The organism is Bacillus coahuilensis m4-4, assembly GCF_000171615.1.
GTDB lineage: Bacteria > Bacillota > Bacilli > Bacillales > Bacillaceae_K > Bacillus_T > Bacillus_T coahuilensis.
In genome coordinates this window covers 17,519-34,602 of record NZ_ABFU01000037.3, presented here as the reverse complement: position 1 = coordinate 34,602, position 17,084 = coordinate 17,519, and the positions used below count along the sequence as shown (strand labels likewise).

General features: G+C 35.6%; 11 protein-coding genes and 8 pseudogenes. 1 reads left to right on the top strand and 18 read right to left on the bottom strand.

The window, feature by feature from the left end; translation table 11 throughout:
* Positions 1 to 51: 51 nt before the first annotated feature.
* The 13 genes and pseudogenes from M44_RS21995 to M44_RS21975 all read right to left on the bottom strand — a co-directional run bounded on the left by M44_RS21995 (position 52) and on the right by M44_RS21975 (position 12,553).
* A pseudogene (locus M44_RS21995) lies at positions 52 to 1,816 on the bottom strand (ATP-binding protein).
* The gene (locus tag M44_RS09515) at positions 1,813 to 2,532 is read right to left on the bottom strand and encodes a response regulator transcription factor (protein ID WP_010173025.1); all 720 of its coding nucleotides are present in this window, start codon (positions 2,530 to 2,532) and stop codon (positions 1,813 to 1,815) included. Before M44_RS09515 ends, M44_RS21995 begins: the two are co-directional and overlap by 4 nt.
* Before the next feature lie 160 nt (positions 2,533 to 2,692).
* A pseudogene (gene ccsB, locus M44_RS09510) lies at positions 2,693 to 3,876 on the bottom strand (c-type cytochrome biogenesis protein CcsB).
* A 12-nt stretch (positions 3,877 to 3,888) separates the two neighbouring features.
* Positions 3,889 to 5,509, bottom strand: a pseudogene (gene resB / locus M44_RS21990) (cytochrome c biogenesis protein ResB).
* Between the two features lie 15 nt (positions 5,510 to 5,524).
* Positions 5,525 to 6,061 carry a thiol-disulfide oxidoreductase ResA gene (gene resA, locus M44_RS09495; protein ID WP_040365389.1) on the bottom strand — a complete coding sequence of 179 codons (537 nt, stop codon included), beginning with the start codon at positions 6,059 to 6,061 and terminating at the stop codon, positions 5,525 to 5,527.
* 155 nt (positions 6,062 to 6,216) lie between these two features.
* Positions 6,217 to 6,946: pseudogene (locus tag M44_RS21985) on the bottom strand (pseudouridine synthase).
* Positions 6,947 to 7,092: 146 nt separating this feature from the next.
* A complete protein-coding gene (locus M44_RS09485; RefSeq protein ID WP_010173010.1) occupies positions 7,093 to 7,623 on the bottom strand; it encodes a spore maturation protein in 531 nt (176 codons plus the stop codon).
* Positions 7,624 to 8,211 (bottom strand): nucleoside recognition domain-containing protein, encoded by a 588-nt coding sequence (locus M44_RS09480; RefSeq protein WP_029326822.1) that lies wholly within the window; start codon positions 8,209 to 8,211, stop codon positions 7,624 to 7,626.
* A 184-nt stretch (positions 8,212 to 8,395) separates the two neighbouring features.
* Positions 8,396 to 9,352, bottom strand: coding sequence for a D-alanyl-D-alanine carboxypeptidase family protein (locus M44_RS21980; RefSeq protein ID WP_010173003.1), 957 nt, complete (start codon positions 9,350 to 9,352; stop codon positions 8,396 to 8,398).
* 272 nt (positions 9,353 to 9,624) lie between these two features.
* Positions 9,625 to 10,494, bottom strand: a complete 870-nt coding sequence (locus M44_RS09470) for a superoxide dismutase (protein WP_010173002.1) — start codon at positions 10,492 to 10,494, stop codon at positions 9,625 to 9,627.
* 63 nt (positions 10,495 to 10,557) lie between these two features.
* Positions 10,558 to 11,058, bottom strand: a complete 501-nt coding sequence (locus tag M44_RS09465) for a DUF3907 family protein (protein WP_010173000.1) — start codon at positions 11,056 to 11,058, stop codon at positions 10,558 to 10,560.
* 135 nt (positions 11,059 to 11,193) lie between these two features.
* Positions 11,194 to 11,803 (bottom strand): annotated as a pseudogene (gene scpB / locus M44_RS09460) (SMC-Scp complex subunit ScpB).
* Positions 11,804 to 11,814: 11 nt separating this feature from the next.
* A pseudogene (locus M44_RS21975) lies at positions 11,815 to 12,553 on the bottom strand (segregation/condensation protein A).
* Between the two features lie 124 nt (positions 12,554 to 12,677).
* On the opposite strand from M44_RS21975, the gene M44_RS09450 reads away from it, so the two are divergent.
* Positions 12,678 to 13,202: a DUF309 domain-containing protein gene (locus M44_RS09450; RefSeq protein ID WP_010172996.1), complete on the top strand. Its 525-nt coding sequence runs from the start codon at positions 12,678 to 12,680 to the stop codon at positions 13,200 to 13,202.
* Between the two features lie 2 nt (positions 13,203 to 13,204).
* Here M44_RS09450 and M44_RS09445 read toward each other — a convergent pair whose 3' ends face one another.
* The 5 genes and pseudogenes from M44_RS09445 to M44_RS09420 form a co-directional block, all read right to left on the bottom strand.
* Positions 13,205 to 13,567 (bottom strand): GNAT family N-acetyltransferase, encoded by a 363-nt coding sequence (locus M44_RS09445; protein ID WP_010172994.1) that lies wholly within the window; start codon positions 13,565 to 13,567, stop codon positions 13,205 to 13,207.
* 357 nt (positions 13,568 to 13,924) lie between these two features.
* Positions 13,925 to 15,402, bottom strand: a pseudogene (locus tag M44_RS21970) (spore germination protein).
* Positions 15,399 to 15,966, bottom strand: a pseudogene (gene spoVAEA, locus M44_RS21965) (stage V sporulation protein SpoVABEA). The pseudogenes M44_RS21970 and spoVAEA overlap by 4 nt, the downstream one beginning before the upstream one ends.
* Positions 15,967 to 15,979: 13 nt before the next feature.
* Positions 15,980 to 16,402 carry a stage V sporulation protein AB gene (locus M44_RS09425; RefSeq protein ID WP_010172987.1) on the bottom strand — a complete coding sequence of 141 codons (423 nt, stop codon included), beginning with the start codon at positions 16,400 to 16,402 and terminating at the stop codon, positions 15,980 to 15,982.
* Entirely contained in the window at positions 16,383 to 17,009 is a 627-nt protein-coding gene (locus M44_RS09420; protein WP_010172986.1) for a stage V sporulation protein AA, read from the bottom strand. Before M44_RS09420 ends, M44_RS09425 begins: the two co-directional genes overlap by 20 nt.
* Positions 17,010 to 17,084 lie beyond the last annotated feature (75 nt).

Here is a 17,084-nt window from a genome sequence, read left to right as displayed (position 1 = left end):
AAGAAAATAAGACACTTATCCTTATACTCCTTGTCGAATCGACAACATTTCTTATTTAATTTTAGGTATGTTTACTAAAAATTTGGTACCATGATCATATTTACTTTGAACTGATATTTGACCTTCATGTGCATCTACAATATTTTTCGCAATCGCTAAGCCCAGTCCAGTACCAGACCTACCTCTTGTTCTTGCTTTATCTGCTTTGTAAAATCTTTCGAAAATAAATGGCAAATCCTCTTCTGGTATACCAGACCCAGTATCACTAACAGTAAATAAATAGGATGATACAAGAGATTCAATTGTAACACTTACATGACCATGAGCAGGAGTATGCCTAATCGCATTATCAATTAAATTTGTGAATACTTGCTCAAGTTTATCTCCATCTACTTGTAACCAACTGTCTCTATTCACATCTTCTGAAATTTTCACTCCTAAAGATATACCTTTTTCCTTGGCTACACCATTGAATTTCGTTACAATTCGTTCAATAAACGGAATAATTTCAACCTCTTCACGACGAATGGTCACATGACCAGCTTCCATTCTAGCAAGGTCTAATAGATCATTTACTAATCTACCCATGCGTAAGGACTCATCATAAATAATTTTAGCAATCTCTTTTTTTTCTTCAGGTGTTTCTGCCACATCATCTACTATTGCTTCAGAATATCCTTGAAGCATACTAATTGGCGTTCTAAGCTCATGTGATACATTTGCTATAAAGTCTTTACGCAATTTATCAAGACGTCTTTCTTCTGTCATATCACGAACTACAGCTACAGCTCCCCGAACCGATTTTAGATTATAAAGTGGAGAAATAATAATAACGAAACTTCTTCCTTGCAAGCTTAATTCACCAATTTGCTCACTTTCAAGCGTCATCACTTGATTTAATAATTCATAAACAGTTGGTGGAAGTGCTTCTTCTGCATCCTGTTCATAATACCAATACTGAAGGAAACGTTCAGCTGGAGGGTTTGTAATTAAAAATGGTCCCATCTCTATTGAAGGTTATCACTCCATCGGCCATTGAACTTAAAATAGAAGAAAGCTGCTCTTTTTCTTGATTTAATGCATTTAATTGATACTTCAATTGTCTTCCCATCTGGTTAAAAGCTGTGGCAAGCTCACCAATTTCATCATGAGTTAAAATAGGAACTTTGGTTTCAAATCTCCCTTTTGTCACTTCAAAGGCAGCTTCTCTCATTTTTCGTAAAGGAGAAGTGATTCTTGTCGACAAGAAGAAGGCAAAAATAGTTGTAAGTACAATAGCAATAAATGCCGCAAGGAATATTAGCTTGGTTGTCTGCTCAGTCGTTTGCTTCATCACTTGTAGGGATTGATAGATATATACTGCACCAGTACGTTCATCTGACAGAGAAAAAGGAACTCCTACAGTAAACACACTATCTTGATATTCCGTATCTAAGAGCATTTCCTTTGTTATCACTTCATTGGCACTCAGAGCTTTGTTCAATTTGCGATCATTAAGTATTTTATCTTTTAAATAAAAGTCTTGTTCCGTTATTTCTGTATCGTAATACACTTCATTAGGATTAATGACAATGACTAAATTAGTTTCTTCATCTAATATTTCTCTAGAGATCTCAAGTCCCAACGAGAGAGATTCATGTTCTTCTAGAATTCTCGATATTTTTTGTCCTGTATTTAATAAGTTGTTTTCAACTTGTTGAATGAAGTAGTTCTGAAAGAACTGTAATAAAAGAATCGTTAAAATAAATAACACAAAAGAAACTAGTAATAGGATGGTCATCCATAGCTTTCCTACTACACTTCGCCAAAGTCTCATTCACTTCCAACCTCAAACTTATATCCAACTCCCCAAACAGTCACAATCATTTTCGCAGATTGCTCAGATACCTTGTTCAATTTTTCTCGGAGTCTTTTAACATGTGTATCAACGGTTCTTAAATCTCCAAAAAATTCATAATGCCATACTTCTTTCAATAGTTGCTCACGATCAAATACCTTTTCAGGGGATTTAGCTAAAAAGTGTAGCAATTCATATTCCTTTGGAGTTAAGTTCACTTCCATATCATCCGCTAGTACTTTATGAGCATCATGGTCAATCGTTAAATGTGGGAAGACTAATAAATCTTTCGATGTGGCTTCAGCAGGTATATAAGACGATTGAGTAGATGTTCTTCTGAGCAATGCTTTTACTCGTAAAACGACCTCTCTTGGACTAAAAGGTTTGACAATATAATCATCTGTCCCAACTTCAAACCCTTGCACTCGATTAGATTCTTCACCTTTTGCCGTCAACATAATAACAGGGGTTGCTTTTTTTTCTCTGATTGCTTGACACACTTCAATTCCATCTTTTTCAGGCATCATAATATCTAATAAAATGCAATCGTAACTATTTTCTAAAGCTAATTCTAAAGCTTCGTTCCCATCGGAAGCTTCGTCTATTAAGTAATTTTCTCGTTCAAGATACATTCGTAATAATCTTCTTATGCGATCTTCGTCATCCACTACTAAAATTCTTATCTCTTTATCCATAATTAAACCTCCTACTTGCCTAACTCTATCTATTAAAATTGTTGAACTCAATTCAAATTCTACCAGAGAGTATGGCTATACTTAAAGTATAGTAAAAAAAAGACCTCCACTAAAAGTGGAGGCGGTAAAAAAGATGATTTCCACTATGCAAATGTTAGAATCATGCGTACGAATGCAAACCAGCGATGATTAAATTAACCGCTAATAAGTTGAACATGATGATGACAAAGCCTATTACAGCAAGCCATGCAGATTTTTCACCATGCCAGCCTCTATTTAATCTAAAATGCAAGAAGGCCGCATAGAATAAGAAAGTTATAAGAGCCCATACTTCCTTAGGGTCCCAACCCCAAAATCTAGTCCATGCTACTTGAGCCCAAATCATCGCAAACACTAATGCACCTAGTGCGAACACTGGGAACCCAATTAAAACAGAACGGTAGCCGATTTCATCCATCAAATCTAAATTAATATTTTTCACTATAGGCTGAAGCAGCGCACCTATTCTGCGTCTAGTGATTAACCGAATTAGAATATAAAGGATGGTACCTACAATAAAGGACCAAATCACTGTATTCAGTTTAATCGCACTCACGTAATCTGGAGTAGAGAATAAAGGTTTCATTGCACCCTCAGTTGTTAATATTCCTTCATAAGGACCAACGATTGCCGGTACTCTATAATCAGCTACGGCTTCAGTCCCCTCTTTGCTTGTATAATCAAAAGAAGCCTCATACCCTGCTAATGAAAATCCAGTTACGGCAACAATATACCCGATTACAACAACTAATGAAAACAGAATGGTCTCTAACCAAAAAGTTTTCATGGAGCGCATACTTTGATCAATACTCTTAATTAGGAAGATAAGCCCTGTAACAAAACTAATGGCTAAAATCGCTTCCCCTGCTGCAGCTGTTGTAACATGAATGTATAGCCAGTGACTTTTAAGTGCAGGTATTAACGGACTAATTTCCCTTGGAAACATACTAGCATAGGCAATTACTAGCACTGCTACTGGAAGTGCAAATAAGCCGACAACAGTTGAACGATACATAAAGAAGATAATGATAAACGCTCCAACTAGCATCATGCCAAAAAACGTTGTAAATTCAAATAAATTACTAACTGGTGCATGTCCTGCCGCAATCCATCTTGTGATAAAATAGCCCAGCTGTGAGACAAAACCTACTATACTTGAAATAACTCCTAGTTTTCCCCAGCGATTAATACTTTTTCTGAATCAATTGATTTTTGACGAATACTGCCAAAGAAAAAGGCAGTACCAAGTAAATACAGTACAAAAGCAATATATAATAATGAGCTACTAATCGTAACTAAGTCCACTCATTTCCCCTCCTACTTTATCTCACTTTGATCTATAGGCATATTAAGCTTACTATTCTCCAAGATATATTCTAAATCTTTTTTTACACTATGCCAATTTTTTATTTACATGGGCAGCTAGTAAGACCTTATTGTTCTTTTGTTGAATCCATATTCTACGATGATTCCAATAGGCGCCTTGTGCTACGCCAACCATAAAGATGAATCCACCTAAAGCTAGAACCCAAAGAGTTAAATCTTTTCTTACTGTTAAAATCGAAACATTTTGAGTCTCTAATCCAGCAAAGGATAACTTATAATCATTTTCACCTAATGGTTCAAGATTTTGCTGAATTCCTACAAAACTAACTTCACCTTCGGGATGTTCTGGTGTGTACATTTTAAATAAGAATGCTGGATTAAGAGGCAACGATGATTTAGATTGAGGCTCACCGTTTTCAGCAAACTCTGAGAAGTCTGGGTAATATCCCATTAATTCCACTTTCACATTAGTATCTAGTTTATACTCATCGTCTGGATTAAATAAATCAACCTTAAACGGACCAAAACGATTGTCCCCGTCTTTTGAATCTAAAGTAAATGACATCGCTTTAAATTCATCTAACTGATATGATGTTTGATACAAGGCAAAGCCATCAAATTTCAACGGTTCATTAACCTGGATGTCTTCTTCTTTGATAAACTCTAGTTCACCCTTTTCACCTGGTAGTAAACCAGTAGGCTGTTTATATAGAACAACGTCTGTCTGGAAGTTCTTTGCGACTGAACCAACTCGGTTCAAAGCCTCTTCAAACACTTCATCATCATCTTCATCATACACTTCCATAATAAATCGTTTACTTTCTAAGTAATACTCTCTATCTGTTCCAGGTATAGGAAGGGTTTCTCCGTCTCGAATCCATAGCTTTTCATCAATATACATTCCAGGTACAAGTCTCAGAAGGCCACCAAACAAGAAGATAATAAGACCAATATGGTTTACGTACGGTCCCCATCTTGCAAAGCGCCCTTTTTCAGCAAGAAGGTTCCCTTTTTCATCTTGTCTCACTTTGTATCCTTTTTTCTTCATCTTCTCTTCAAGGTCGTTTGTATCCAATTGGATATCTTCTGATTCTGAATAGAGTCGTTGCTTAGACATGAAACTTTCGTGACGCACGACCCGTTGGTTCTTTAATGAACGATACAAAGGGAAGAAACGATCAATACTAGCTACAATAATTGACACAGCTAATCCTGCTACAAGAAGAATGTACCACCAAGAAGAATAAAGATTATTTAATCCTAATCGGTAATAAATAAGTCCAGCCGTACCGTATTCCTCCTGATAATATTCTTCTACTTGTAATGGAGAGGTAACTGGAACGTACATTTCTTGAGGAAAGATGGTACCGATTGCTGATGCAATAAGCGTTAAAATGATAAACCATATTCCCACCTTGACGGATGAAAAGAAATTCCATATCTTATCCACTAGAGATTTATTGTATGTTTTTGACCTTCTTGCAGAACCTTCATATCTCATATCTAAGAGCTTAGTAGATTGAGTTTCATTCGTAAGTGGTCTTCCACAACTTTGACATAGTTCTGTGCCCTCTGGATTTACGTGACCACATTCACATTGAATTTTTTTCATAACTAACTCTCCCGCCTACTGTGGTTGAATAGATTCCATATGAGCTTTAATCATTTCTTCTGTTAAGGAACCAGAAAGAATATCTGTTACGATGCCGTTTGAATCAATAAGAAATGTAACAGGTAAATTAAATACATCATATTCTCTTTGCACATCTTTGTCTTTATCATTCAAAACTGGAAACTTCAGATCATACTTAATTACAAATTTTTCTACAACAAAATCAGATTCCCCGACGTTGACAGCTAAAATTTGTACCCCTTGATCTTTAAATGTTGCATATTGGTTATCCATGTATGGCATTTCTTCTTCACACGGCTTACAATACGTCCCCCAGAAATTCAAAAATACACCTTTGCCTTCATAATCAGAAAGCTTATGAGTTGTACCGTTCAAGTCTTCAAGCACAAAATCTGGTGCTTTCTCTCCAACTTCAACCGTCCCCTTATTATCTTTAGCGTAATTGGCATATAACGCATAAACAATTGCGCCTAATAAAATTAGTAAAATGACGGATCTCATGATGAGTCTTTTTTTCTTCTTGTCCAACATTTACCCCTCCATCTTTGAAAGCATTCCTATAGGTCTTATTGTTATTCATAAGGAAAGGGACAATGAATGTCCCTTTTTATCCATAGAGTACCGATTGTATTATATCACGTCATATCCTATTAAATCGGTTTGGATTTTGAATACAATGTGACAAATTATTGTCCAGTTTGAGCTAGAGTTCGTAATTGCTTCACTTCATGTGGGGTTAACTCCCTCGCTTCTCCTGCATTTAATCCTTTTAGTGTTAACGTACCAAAGCGTTCTCTTCTTAGTTTCATCACAGGGAATCCTAGTGCTTCAAACATTCTACGGACTTGTCGATTTCTACCTTCATGAATCGTTAGTTCAACAATACATGTATTTTTTGAACGATCTGCACTGATAAATTTCACTTTTGCAGGTGCTGTCATTCCATCCTCAAGCTTTATTCCTCTTTGTAACTTTGTTAATTCTTGTCTAGTCGGAATCCCTTTTATTTTCGCAATATATGTTTTGTCAATTTCATATTTAGGGTGTGTTAATAAGTTTGAAAATTCCCCGTCGTTTGTCATAACTAACAATCCAGGAYAGTMTGCRGTAAWCKAATCGACCWWCAGGATAGATGCGCTCTTGAATATGAGGAAAGAAGTCCGTTACAACTTTTCTGTCTTTATCATCACGAACGGCTGAAATAACACCTCTAGGCTTATATAATAAAAAGTAGACCTTTTCTTCTCTTTCTACTTTTACTCCTTCAACTTCAACTGTATCATTGGGACCTACTTTTGTTCCTAGCTCCTTAACGATAACTCCATTTACTTTCACTTTACCTTCGACAATAAGTTCTTCTGATTTTCTTCTAGATGCAATCCCTGAATGGGCAATTACTTTCTGTAGTCTTTCCATACTTTCACGTCCATTTCTTTATTCCTACTTAACATTATAGTCTGCAATGAATTATGACACAAATCCAAAACTTTTCAATGAAAACTTTTCCATAGAAACTAAAAAAGACTTTCACCTTAGGAAAGTCTAGTTACCAACTATATATTTTAAGCAAATAGCCACGTTACAATAAGAACAGAAGCAATGAATCCTAGTAAATCGGCAAGTAATCCTACTTTTAATGCATCTCCCATCTTTTTAATTCCAACCGCTCCAAAATATACGGTTAACACGTATAAGGTTGTGTCTGTACTCCCTTGGATAGTGGACGCTAAGATACCAATAAAGGAATCTGGTCCATGAGTGGCAATTAAATCACTTACCATACCAAGCGAAGCGGTCCCTGATATCGGTCGAATGATGCCAAGTGGAACAATCTCAGGAGGAAGACCAATCGCAACGAATAGAGGACGAAGGAAATCAATAAAGAATTCTAAAGCACCAGAAGCACGGAACACAGTGATTGCTACAAGCATCCCTATTAAATAAGGAATGATGGAAATCGCTATACCTATACCTTCTTTGCCGCCTTCAACAAAGCTTTCGTAAGTTGGTACTCTTTTCCATGTTCCGTAAAGAAGTACAAACCCAATGATGCATGGAATCATCCATAGAGATATAGTCGAAATGATTGCCATTTACTTCAACTCCCTTCTTCGGTAGTAAAAGTATCGGTCAATTAAGATAGCACCAATTGTAGAAACGAGTGTAGCTAATAAAGTAGGTCCTACAATTTCAGTAGGAGAAGCAGAGTGATAGTTCATCCGAATGGCAATCACAGTAGTTGGGAGTATCGTTAAACTACTCGTGTTAATAGCCAAGAATGTTATCATGGATCGACTCGCTTCTTGCTTATTATGATTTAATTTCTTAAGCTCCTCCATTGCCTTTATTCCTAATGGTGTGGCTGCATTCCCTAGCCCAAACATGTTAGCAACCATATTAGAGAGTATATACCCCATCGCAGGATGAGAATGAGGGACTTCAGGAAATAATCGTTGAACAAAAGGTCTAAATAAAGCAGATAGCTTTTCTAATAATCCTGCATCTTGAGCAATCCTCATAATACCGAGCCAGAATACAAGGACACTGACTAAACCAATAACAATCGTTACGGCCTCATTAGCAGATGAAAAGATTGCTTCATTCACTTCGCTCATTTTCCCGTTTATCATGGCAAATATTATGCCTATAATGGTCAACCCTACCCATAKTAGATTAACCATTTGATGAGACTCCAATTGTAATAAAAAATAGTTTTTTYCAAATTTTYCACCAAGGKTCATCTTCTTTTACAGAGGRAGTTTCAAAATAAATGGGGAACCGAAAATAATTCCTTCTTATCAATTTCTACTATGGCTCTCCCMACGATTTCTGGTGGATTCGTTTGCAACTTTTCTGTTGGCTTATTCATTTGGTAATGGATTCTAATCTTTTCTTTTCCAATTCTTTGATTGAATATTTGATCTCATGCTTAATATAGACTTTTCCTTTATAATAGGAGTCTTTAATTTCTGACAGTGACCCTTTTTTGGCAAGTACATAATAATCAAATTGATCAAAACCATATTCATACATGGAAATATGATCATTCCAATCATCAGGTCCATTTAATGTTACGGCAATTAGCTTTTCCCCGTCTTTTTCTGCTGTTGTAACTAAGGTTCTTTTAGCAAGCTTCGTATAGCCTGTTTTTCCTCCTGTGCAATACTCATATAATTGCGTTAGTAATCGGTTTTTGTTATGCCATGAATAGTCCCAATCTCCATTTGGATTAGGAGCTTTATGTACTTCAGTTGATGAAATTTCTTGAAAAGTTTCATTGTTCATACTGTATTTCATTAACAAAGCCATATCATAAGAGGTCGATAAATGAGTATCTGAATCATCTAGACCATGAGGGTTATCAAAATTTGTATTTTCCATTCCAATCTCTTCTGCTTTTTGATTCATTAAATACACAAAACCTTCTAAACTCCCACCAACATGCTCCGCAATCGCAACAGCTGAATCGTTTCCTGATCGTAGCATAAGTCCATATAATAAATCTTCTAATTTCATCTTTTGTCCTGCTACTAAATACAAAGAGGAACCTTCCGTTCCAGCTGCGTTACTACTAACTGTTACAGTATCTTGTAAGTCATCAGACTCAATAGCAACAATCGCCGTCATAATTTTGGTGATGCTCGCTATTTTCATCTGTTGCTCAGCGTTTTTTTCATATAATACTCTTCCAGTTTCTTGGTCCATTAAAATGGCACTATGCGCAGAAACACCTGGAGCTGCTTGTACATCCAATGGTCGAAAGCAAACAGATCCTAACAAGAAGACCGTTAGGAGGTATGCCATCCATTTTCTATCATTCATAAATGCTTCGACTCCTTTTAAATAAGACAGTTTGTACAATTTTATGCTCACAGTGCTCATTTATGAATAAGAAGAAGATTCTAATTTAATCTTTACGCTTCAAATAATAGCTTCTATGAACAATTCCGCCCAGTTACCTCCAATGGACTCCTCTGTTTGGGTAAGTTCACAAAGCTTCCACTCGCTTTTTATCAACAAAATGATTTACCAAGACAAATAAAAAAAGAAGCATATCTCTATGCTCCATTTTTTAAGATGTTATCTATTTAGGGCTAATATGGCATCCATTTTAAACGTTTTGCTTTTTGAAATCTCGAATCTACTTCATCCCAATTAATAATATTCCAGATAGCATTAACATATTCACTTCTAGCATTTTTATATTGAAGATAATAGGCATGCTCCCATACATCAATAGCTAACAACGGGATTGTATCCCATTGTGCAAGAAGCATATGTCGTTCTGACTGTAAAATTTCTAGCCTTCTTGTTCTAGGTGACCAAACTAGAATAGCCCAGCCCACTCCCTCCACAGCATTCGCTGCTTCTGTAAAGTGTTTTTTAAACGCTTGAAAACTACCGAAAGATGAATCAATTGCCGCTAATAAATCGCCTTTAGGTCTACCACCACCACTTGGACTTAATATTCCCCAAAATATGGTGTGCAAATAGTGGCCGGAGCCATGAAAAGCCAGTTCACGCTCCCAGTGCTTTATTAACGAGAAATCGCCTGTAATCCTAGCTTCCTGCAGCTTTTTTTCTGCCTTATTTAGACCATTCACATACGATTGGTGATGTTTTTGATGATGAAGTCTCATAATTTCCTTAGAAATATAAGGTTCTAGTGCATCATAATCGTACGGAAGTGGGGGGAGTTTGTGTTCACCAACCTCCACAATCTCTTCAATTTGTGACTGATATCTTTTATGTGTACCAGATATCAAGTCATGCAACTGTAAAACATCCAATTGTAAGGTATTCATCTCTTTTGTACTAGGTACTTGAGTATTGTTTAAAGAATGAGCCCTTTCTAGTACTTTCTTTATTTGATCATTTCGATCTAAGCCAACAGATTCGGACCATTCAGTAAGCTCCTCTAACCAGACTATAATTTCAGATATATAGGATTGATATGTTCTCATCTAGACCCTCCAAAAGTTTACTAGCACTTCATCTTATGGTGGATCTATTTAAAACATGCCAATTTATTCTTTCATTGCATTGATTTGAAGCATCTTTGTACGATAATCCGTTTCATAGTATTCTAACTCTTCACGCATCCGTTGACTAGGTGTTTCAAGTGAAGCAAAAATATTTTCGACGGCTTTAGGTACCTTTTGTCTAAACACTATTGCATTTTTTCCAGTATAAGCAGATCTGCTATCTTCATACCATAAGTCTTTCTTTGGTGAAAAGAATTCTTGAATACACTGGTGATAAATTTTGTATAATGTTCTTTCAGCAGCAATTTTATTAAAAGGTTTTGAATGAAGTAACATGCTGCACGATTCCAAATTATCCTGACAATAGACAACTAATCTTCTCAAAGAAGAAAATAATTCTTTATTAAACTCTTTATTCTCTTCTATTTCTTGGGAGAAAGAATCGATAGTATGATAGTTTAGAACATCCTCAATTTCATTTACTAGATTTTCTAGATACTCTTTTACATCTTCAAGTTGTGTTTGAACAATGACATTACTCATAATTCATCCCCCTGTTAGACACTCAGTGTCAATTTATATTAGTTAACTATTCTGACTATTAAAATCAAAAAGAAAAGCTTCTGCTTAATGTATAGCAGATGGAGCTTCCCTTATTCCATTTTAACGAAAGAAAAGTTATTCGTCTATCTTGTTTGCTGGAGTAGTCTCAAAGGTTTCTTGAAACTTTTCAAAAAATAAAGTCTGCATCTTGCATTTCATCTTCATCAGAGAGGCTTTCAGATAAAGGCGGCAACTCTTTTAAATCCTTCAATCCAAAGTAGTCAAGGAACTCCCTTGTTGTACCGTAAAGAATAGCTCTTCCAGTTCCTTCTGCTCGTCCCACTTCTCGAATCAATCCCTTAGAAACCAGAGTTTGGATAGGCCTTTCGGTTTTTACACCTCTAATTTCTTCTATTTCAGCTCGTGTAATAGGTTGCTTATAAGCAACAATCGCTAAAGTTTCTAAGCCAGCTTGAGAAAGAGAACTATTTGAAGGAGATTCAACTAATTTCTTTAAATATTCTGCATGCTCTTTTTTAGTTGCTAATTGGAATGTACCAGCAATTTGAACAAGTGTAATTCCCCTATATTCTTGATCATATTCTTCTTGTAACTGATGGAGAATTTCTTCTGCTTGAAATAATTCAATCTCCAAAACATTACATATTTGCTTTAATGATAAACCTTCATCACCAGCTGCAAAAAGGAGGCTCTCTAAGATGCCTTTCCAATTGATAATTGACATGATTTTTCCTCCTAAACCAACCGTAGTTCTATATCTGTAAAATTACTTTCCTGTATAACCTGAATTTCATTTCGTTTCATTAATTCCAATATGGCTAAAAACGTAACCACCAACTGATCTCTTGTTTCATACTCAAATAGTTGAATAAAACTTGATGACCTTCCCATCTTAGCTAATTGATGTTTTACTTCATCCATTCTTCTTTCAATTGGAATTTCTTGTCTTGTAATGCGAGTAGAGAGAGGTTTTTGTTAATTTTTTACGCCTTAATAGCTTATGAAATGCACCTAGCATATCATAAATATTAACATCTAATGTTTGTAAAGATTGTTCCATATCCCGCTCTGTAAATTGACTTAAGTCGGATGGAGGTTTTGTGTACATTAATACACGCTCTTCTTCTTTTTGTTTTAATTCTTGAGCTGCCTCTTTGTATTTTCTATATTCGATCAACTTTTCGACCAATTCATCACGAGGGTCTTCTTCAAGCATTTCTACATCTTCTTCAAGCTCTTCCTCATGCTTTGGTAACAGCATTTTACTTTTAATTGCAAGGAGTGTTGCAGCCATCACCAAATATTCACTTGCTACATCCAGTTCGAGCTCCTGCATAGCATGAACAAAATGAAGATATTGCTCGGTAATTTGGGACATAGGTATGTCATAAATATCTACTTCTAATCTATTTATTAAATGAAGGAGCAAATCTAAAGGACCTTCAAACGCTTCCGTTTTTACATTGTATTCCATTTTTATCACCAATCGTTCTGTAAATTCATTTCTAGTATAGTAGATAGTTGTTAGAACTCCAACAAAATTTTATTAGATGTTCATTTATGATACACTATTAGTATTGCTCAGGAGGTGTTTTTGATTGATATACCCTGGAGAATATATAGAATATCTCATTCATTTTCACAGCGACCGAGATTATTTCGAATGCCATGAAATTCTAGAAGAATATTGGAAGGAAAATGATAAAGGTAATAAGCATTCCATTTGGGTAGCGTTTATACAACTAGCAGTTAGTCAATATCATTTTAGAAGAAACAACTTTATTGGAGCAGAAAGAATGCTATCAAATTCTATCAAAATATTTTTAAAGAATAAAGACAAAATAAAGGATTTAGGTATTGATGAAGTTGAGCTTGAAAAATTATTGAATGAAAATTTATCTCAAATTCAAAGACAGCAGTCTTATAATTCAATTGCTATTCCGTTAATTGATGAAGCTCTAGTAATCCAGTGTCAAGCTATTTGCACAGAAAAAGGGCAACGCTTCAATACTATCAGCGACTTAGAGAATAGTGAAATTGTGGAACGGCACCGATTAAGAGATCGTTCAGATGTCATTAAAACTAGAGATGAGGCAAAGAAAAAAAAAGAAGAGGCTAGATGAAACTATGCCTCTTCGCTATCTTCTAAATCACATTGTTCTAAAAATCCTGCTGTGTATTCATTTGGCAAAATGGTGGAGTCAACGTATAACTCATTTAATGCCCTAACAATCTTAGTTCCAATGCCTTCATGACGGTACGAAGGGTTTACACATATATGTTGTATTTCAATTTTATCTTCCTTGACGACTACTCCTGCGAGACCAATAATATCTTCTTCTTGCTTCCACAAGTACAATCTCCATGATTGATCATCTTCATAATTCTTCATGGTTTGTTGAAGTTGTTTTATATCCTTTTCCGTAGGCATAAAAGAAAGCAAACCCATAGCAATCTTTTCAAATGCTTTTTTATAACGTATAAGCATAATTACTCCTTTATTACATCTTTCAAGTTATAAAGATGTATCTTTGATATAATTCAACAATAAATGATGGTTCATAATCGTTATCTATATTACTAAAATCTATCAAAAGATTCAATAGTATTCCACGAAAGCGCTACCTTTGATGGACTGATGAAGCTTATGAACTTTATGACTAAGCAATAAAGAACCAATACACAAATCCCCACATAGTTGAAATTACTAGTAGGAGTATTAGCCATACATATTTTTCTTTCATCATTCTCACCTCTACAAAAAACCTGACAACCAGGATGTGTTGTCAGGTGTCTTTCATATAGTATACATGGACTAGTAAAAATGTACAAAGAATAGGAGTCATTAGCTTGGCTGTTTATGTYTATTTTTCGTTTGAACAATACTCGGTCGTATTTTTGGAACCCCGGGACAGACTTACGAACCAAAATTTGCAAAAAGGCACTTGGGTTAAAAGGAATGAACGGCCATAGATATGGTGTACTTAACGACCTTATGTTAACTAAAAATAGTAAAAATACAGTAGATCCGATAACTAAGCCTGGAACTCCAAATAAAGCAACTAAAGTTAATAATATAAGACGACTTATTTTATTTGCTACACTTAGCTCATAACTTGGTGTGGCAAATGTACCAATTGCGGCAACTGCAATATACAAAATAACCTCTGGCACGAACAATCCTACATCTATTGCAATTTGTCCAATTAAAGCTGCCGCAATTAAGCCCATAGCTGTTGAAAGGGGTGTTGGTGTATGAATAGCGGCAATACGTAAGAACTCAATTCCTATATCTGCTATGAACAATTGAAGGATAATTGGTATATTGGTCTTTTCATTCGGACCGATAAAACTTATTGGGTCAGGTAATAGTGAAGGATCTAATACAAATGTGAACCAAAGAGGCAGCAAAAACAACGATGCAACAATTCCTAAAAACCTTACCCATCTTACAAACGTTCCAACAGCTGGCGACTGACGATATTCCTCTGCGTGTTGGACATGATGGAAATAGGTAGTAGGTGTAATAATTACACTTGGAGAGGTGTCTACATAAATCAATACATGTCCTTCTAATAAATGAGTAGCGGCAACATCTGCACGCTCTGTATATCTAACAAGTGGATATGGATTATAGCCTTGCTTTACTAAAAATTCTTCGATTGTTTTGTCAGCCATCGTTAAGCCGTCAATTTTAATGTTTTCTATTTCCTTTTTTATGACCTGTACTAAATCTTCATTGGCCACATCTTCAATATATCCAATGGCAATATCCGTTTTCGAACGTTCTCCTACTTTTAAGATTTCAAAACGAAGTCGTTCATCTCGGATTCTTCTTCTAGTTAACGCAGTGTTTACTATAATATTTTCTACGTACCCATCACGCGATCCTCGCACAACCTTCTCCGTATCAGGCTCAGATGGTGTTCTACCTGGATAACTTCTTACATCTACTATAAACGCTTCTTTAGAACCATCGACTACGACGGCTAAAAGCCCTGATAATACTTGGTCCACTACTTCGTCTACGGTTTTGACCGTTGTGACAGATTGATGCACTAGCCTGTTTTCTACTATTTCCTTTAGTCTTGACGATAGCTTTTCATTGTCATTAATTTCTACTAATTCTTCTAATAATTCAATAACAAAACTTGTATCGCATAGTCCATTTACATAATAGAAATGAACGTCTTTATGTAGAATTTTTAATTTCCTAACACCTAAATCAAAACTTTTACCTAACCCAATACGCTTTTCAAAAAATTCGTCTAATTTTTTAACACTTTCTGGAATGGGTTCCTTTACGCTTAAATCGTCACTCACTGATACCCGCTCCTTTCAAGAATAAGTTCAACTGCTAATTTTGTAACTGGGGATCCATTAGAAAAATGATCTTTTAAGCCCATCTTGCCTATATCACCAACACCAACAACAACAGGAATATCTAACTCATCTATACAATAAACCGTATCACCATTAATACGACCGATTTCTGTGTCGGGAATACCATATTTATCAACACCGTACTCGGTAAGATTACCTTCTCGATCAATACTTACATGTACTCTTGTCCACTCTGCTTGCTTTGTTTTAGCAGCAACCGCAATCACACCTAATACATAGATTTCCTTATGAGTAGCTACGTACCTTAGTGCCGTTTCTCCTGGGCCTTCTCCTATATATCCACTATCATCAAACATGACAAAAACCGGAGTTTTACTTGTCTTTTTTTATAAGCCTTACTATCTGTTCTCCTGTAAGAATCGAAGGATTACCTTTGGTAGCTGTAATGCATTCAGCGTTTATTTCAATTGCAACCGTATGAACAGCTTTAAATGCATAGTGATCCCCATCTGTTACGAGTATGACAGGAACTTTCTCCATCATTTCTCCTCCTTCATTACAGGTCTACAAAATAAATCCAGTGAAACAAAGAACCTAACACTTTTCCTAATACGATAGCCATTAACAATATGACAATTTTTTCGTCTATTCCAACTCTTTTTGCAAGAATAGGTAAAACATTCAACACTTCGGTTAAAGCAGCAGCTAACATTCCAATAAAAGTACCAGATAACAGCCCTAACAACACTAACAAAAAGGGATGAAAGGAAAACGATGGTTCTAATAAACTAAACACACCACCCATTAATGCACCACTGATTACTGCCCATTCATAGGCTTGTATAAATTTCATGGTTTTAGTTAGCTGAGTCAATCTAGGGATTACACCAAGGACCGTTAAGAAAGCGACAAATCCAGAACCTACCGCTAAACCTCCAGCTAATCCGACTAACATAATACTAATGGCTTGAATGGTCATGTAAGTTCTTTCTACTTTCTTTGTTCTCGTTCATGCTTACATAATTATCAAGGTCTAATTGATAATTGAACATTTCTACTTCTAGTGGACTAGGTTCTTCGTTAATACGTTTCTTAAATAAATGGTTAAAAAATAGAATCATACCTGCGCCTAATCCAATAGAATAAGGAATTTGAAATAATAAAGGTTTATCTATTTCATTTCCTGTCAAAACTTTATACAACTTTTGATGCACCTGTTGCATACTCACATCTTCATGAAAATTCATAATAGCTAGTGCTGCGCCTACAAATAATAAACTCCATACAAGTAAGAAAAAGGGGATCGATACTTTTTTCTTATGATATACAACCTCTATAATCACTTGAGATGCCCCAACTATTTGAACATCTACTGTAAATATCTCTTGAACTCTCTTTATCACTTTCATAACATCTACGATAATGATTGTCTGGTCATTTGGTTTTACTTCATGAATAAGTAAGTGTGCTAAGGCTTCTTGTACAGATAATGGGGCAATTATTTGGGCGATATCTTTTAATAATAATTGGGAGTTCGGATGTGCCTGAACTTTATGTCGTAAACGGATATACACGGATTGTTGCATCACGTTCACTTCCTGTCTTCATTCGTTACTTACAACTAGTATGGTTGACTAGCCCTAGTTGTATTGAAGGGAATT

Coding starts and splice junctions, on each gene's coding strand:
- M44_RS09470 (WP_010173002.1), bottom strand. CDS start 10,494: ATGAGAACATATCAATCCTATATATCTGAAATTATAGTCTGGTTAGAG.
- M44_RS21980 (WP_010173003.1), bottom strand. CDS start 9,352: ATGAATGATAGAAAATGGATGGCATACCTCCTAACGGTCTTCTTGTTA.
- M44_RS09420 (WP_010172986.1), bottom strand. CDS start 17,009: ATGCAACAATCCGTGTATATCCGTTTACGACATAAAGTTCAGGCACAT.
- M44_RS09485 (WP_010173010.1), bottom strand. CDS start 7,623: ATGGCAATCATTTCGACTATATCTCTATGGATGATTCCATGCATCATT.
- M44_RS09445 (WP_010172994.1), bottom strand. CDS start 13,567: ATGCTTATACGTTATAAAAAAGCATTTGAAAAGATTGCTATGGGTTTG.
- M44_RS09515 (WP_010173025.1), bottom strand. CDS start 2,532: ATGGATAAAGAGATAAGAATTTTAGTAGTGGATGACGAAGATCGCATA.
- M44_RS09425 (WP_010172987.1), bottom strand. CDS start 16,402: ATGACCATTCAAGCCATTAGTATTATGTTAGTCGGATTAGCTGGAGGT.
- M44_RS09465 (WP_010173000.1), bottom strand. CDS start 11,058: ATGAGTAATGTCATTGTTCAAACACAACTTGAAGATGTAAAAGAGTAT.
- resA (WP_040365389.1), bottom strand. CDS start 6,061: ATGTTGGACAAGAAGAAAAAAAGACTCATCATGAGATCCGTCATTTTA.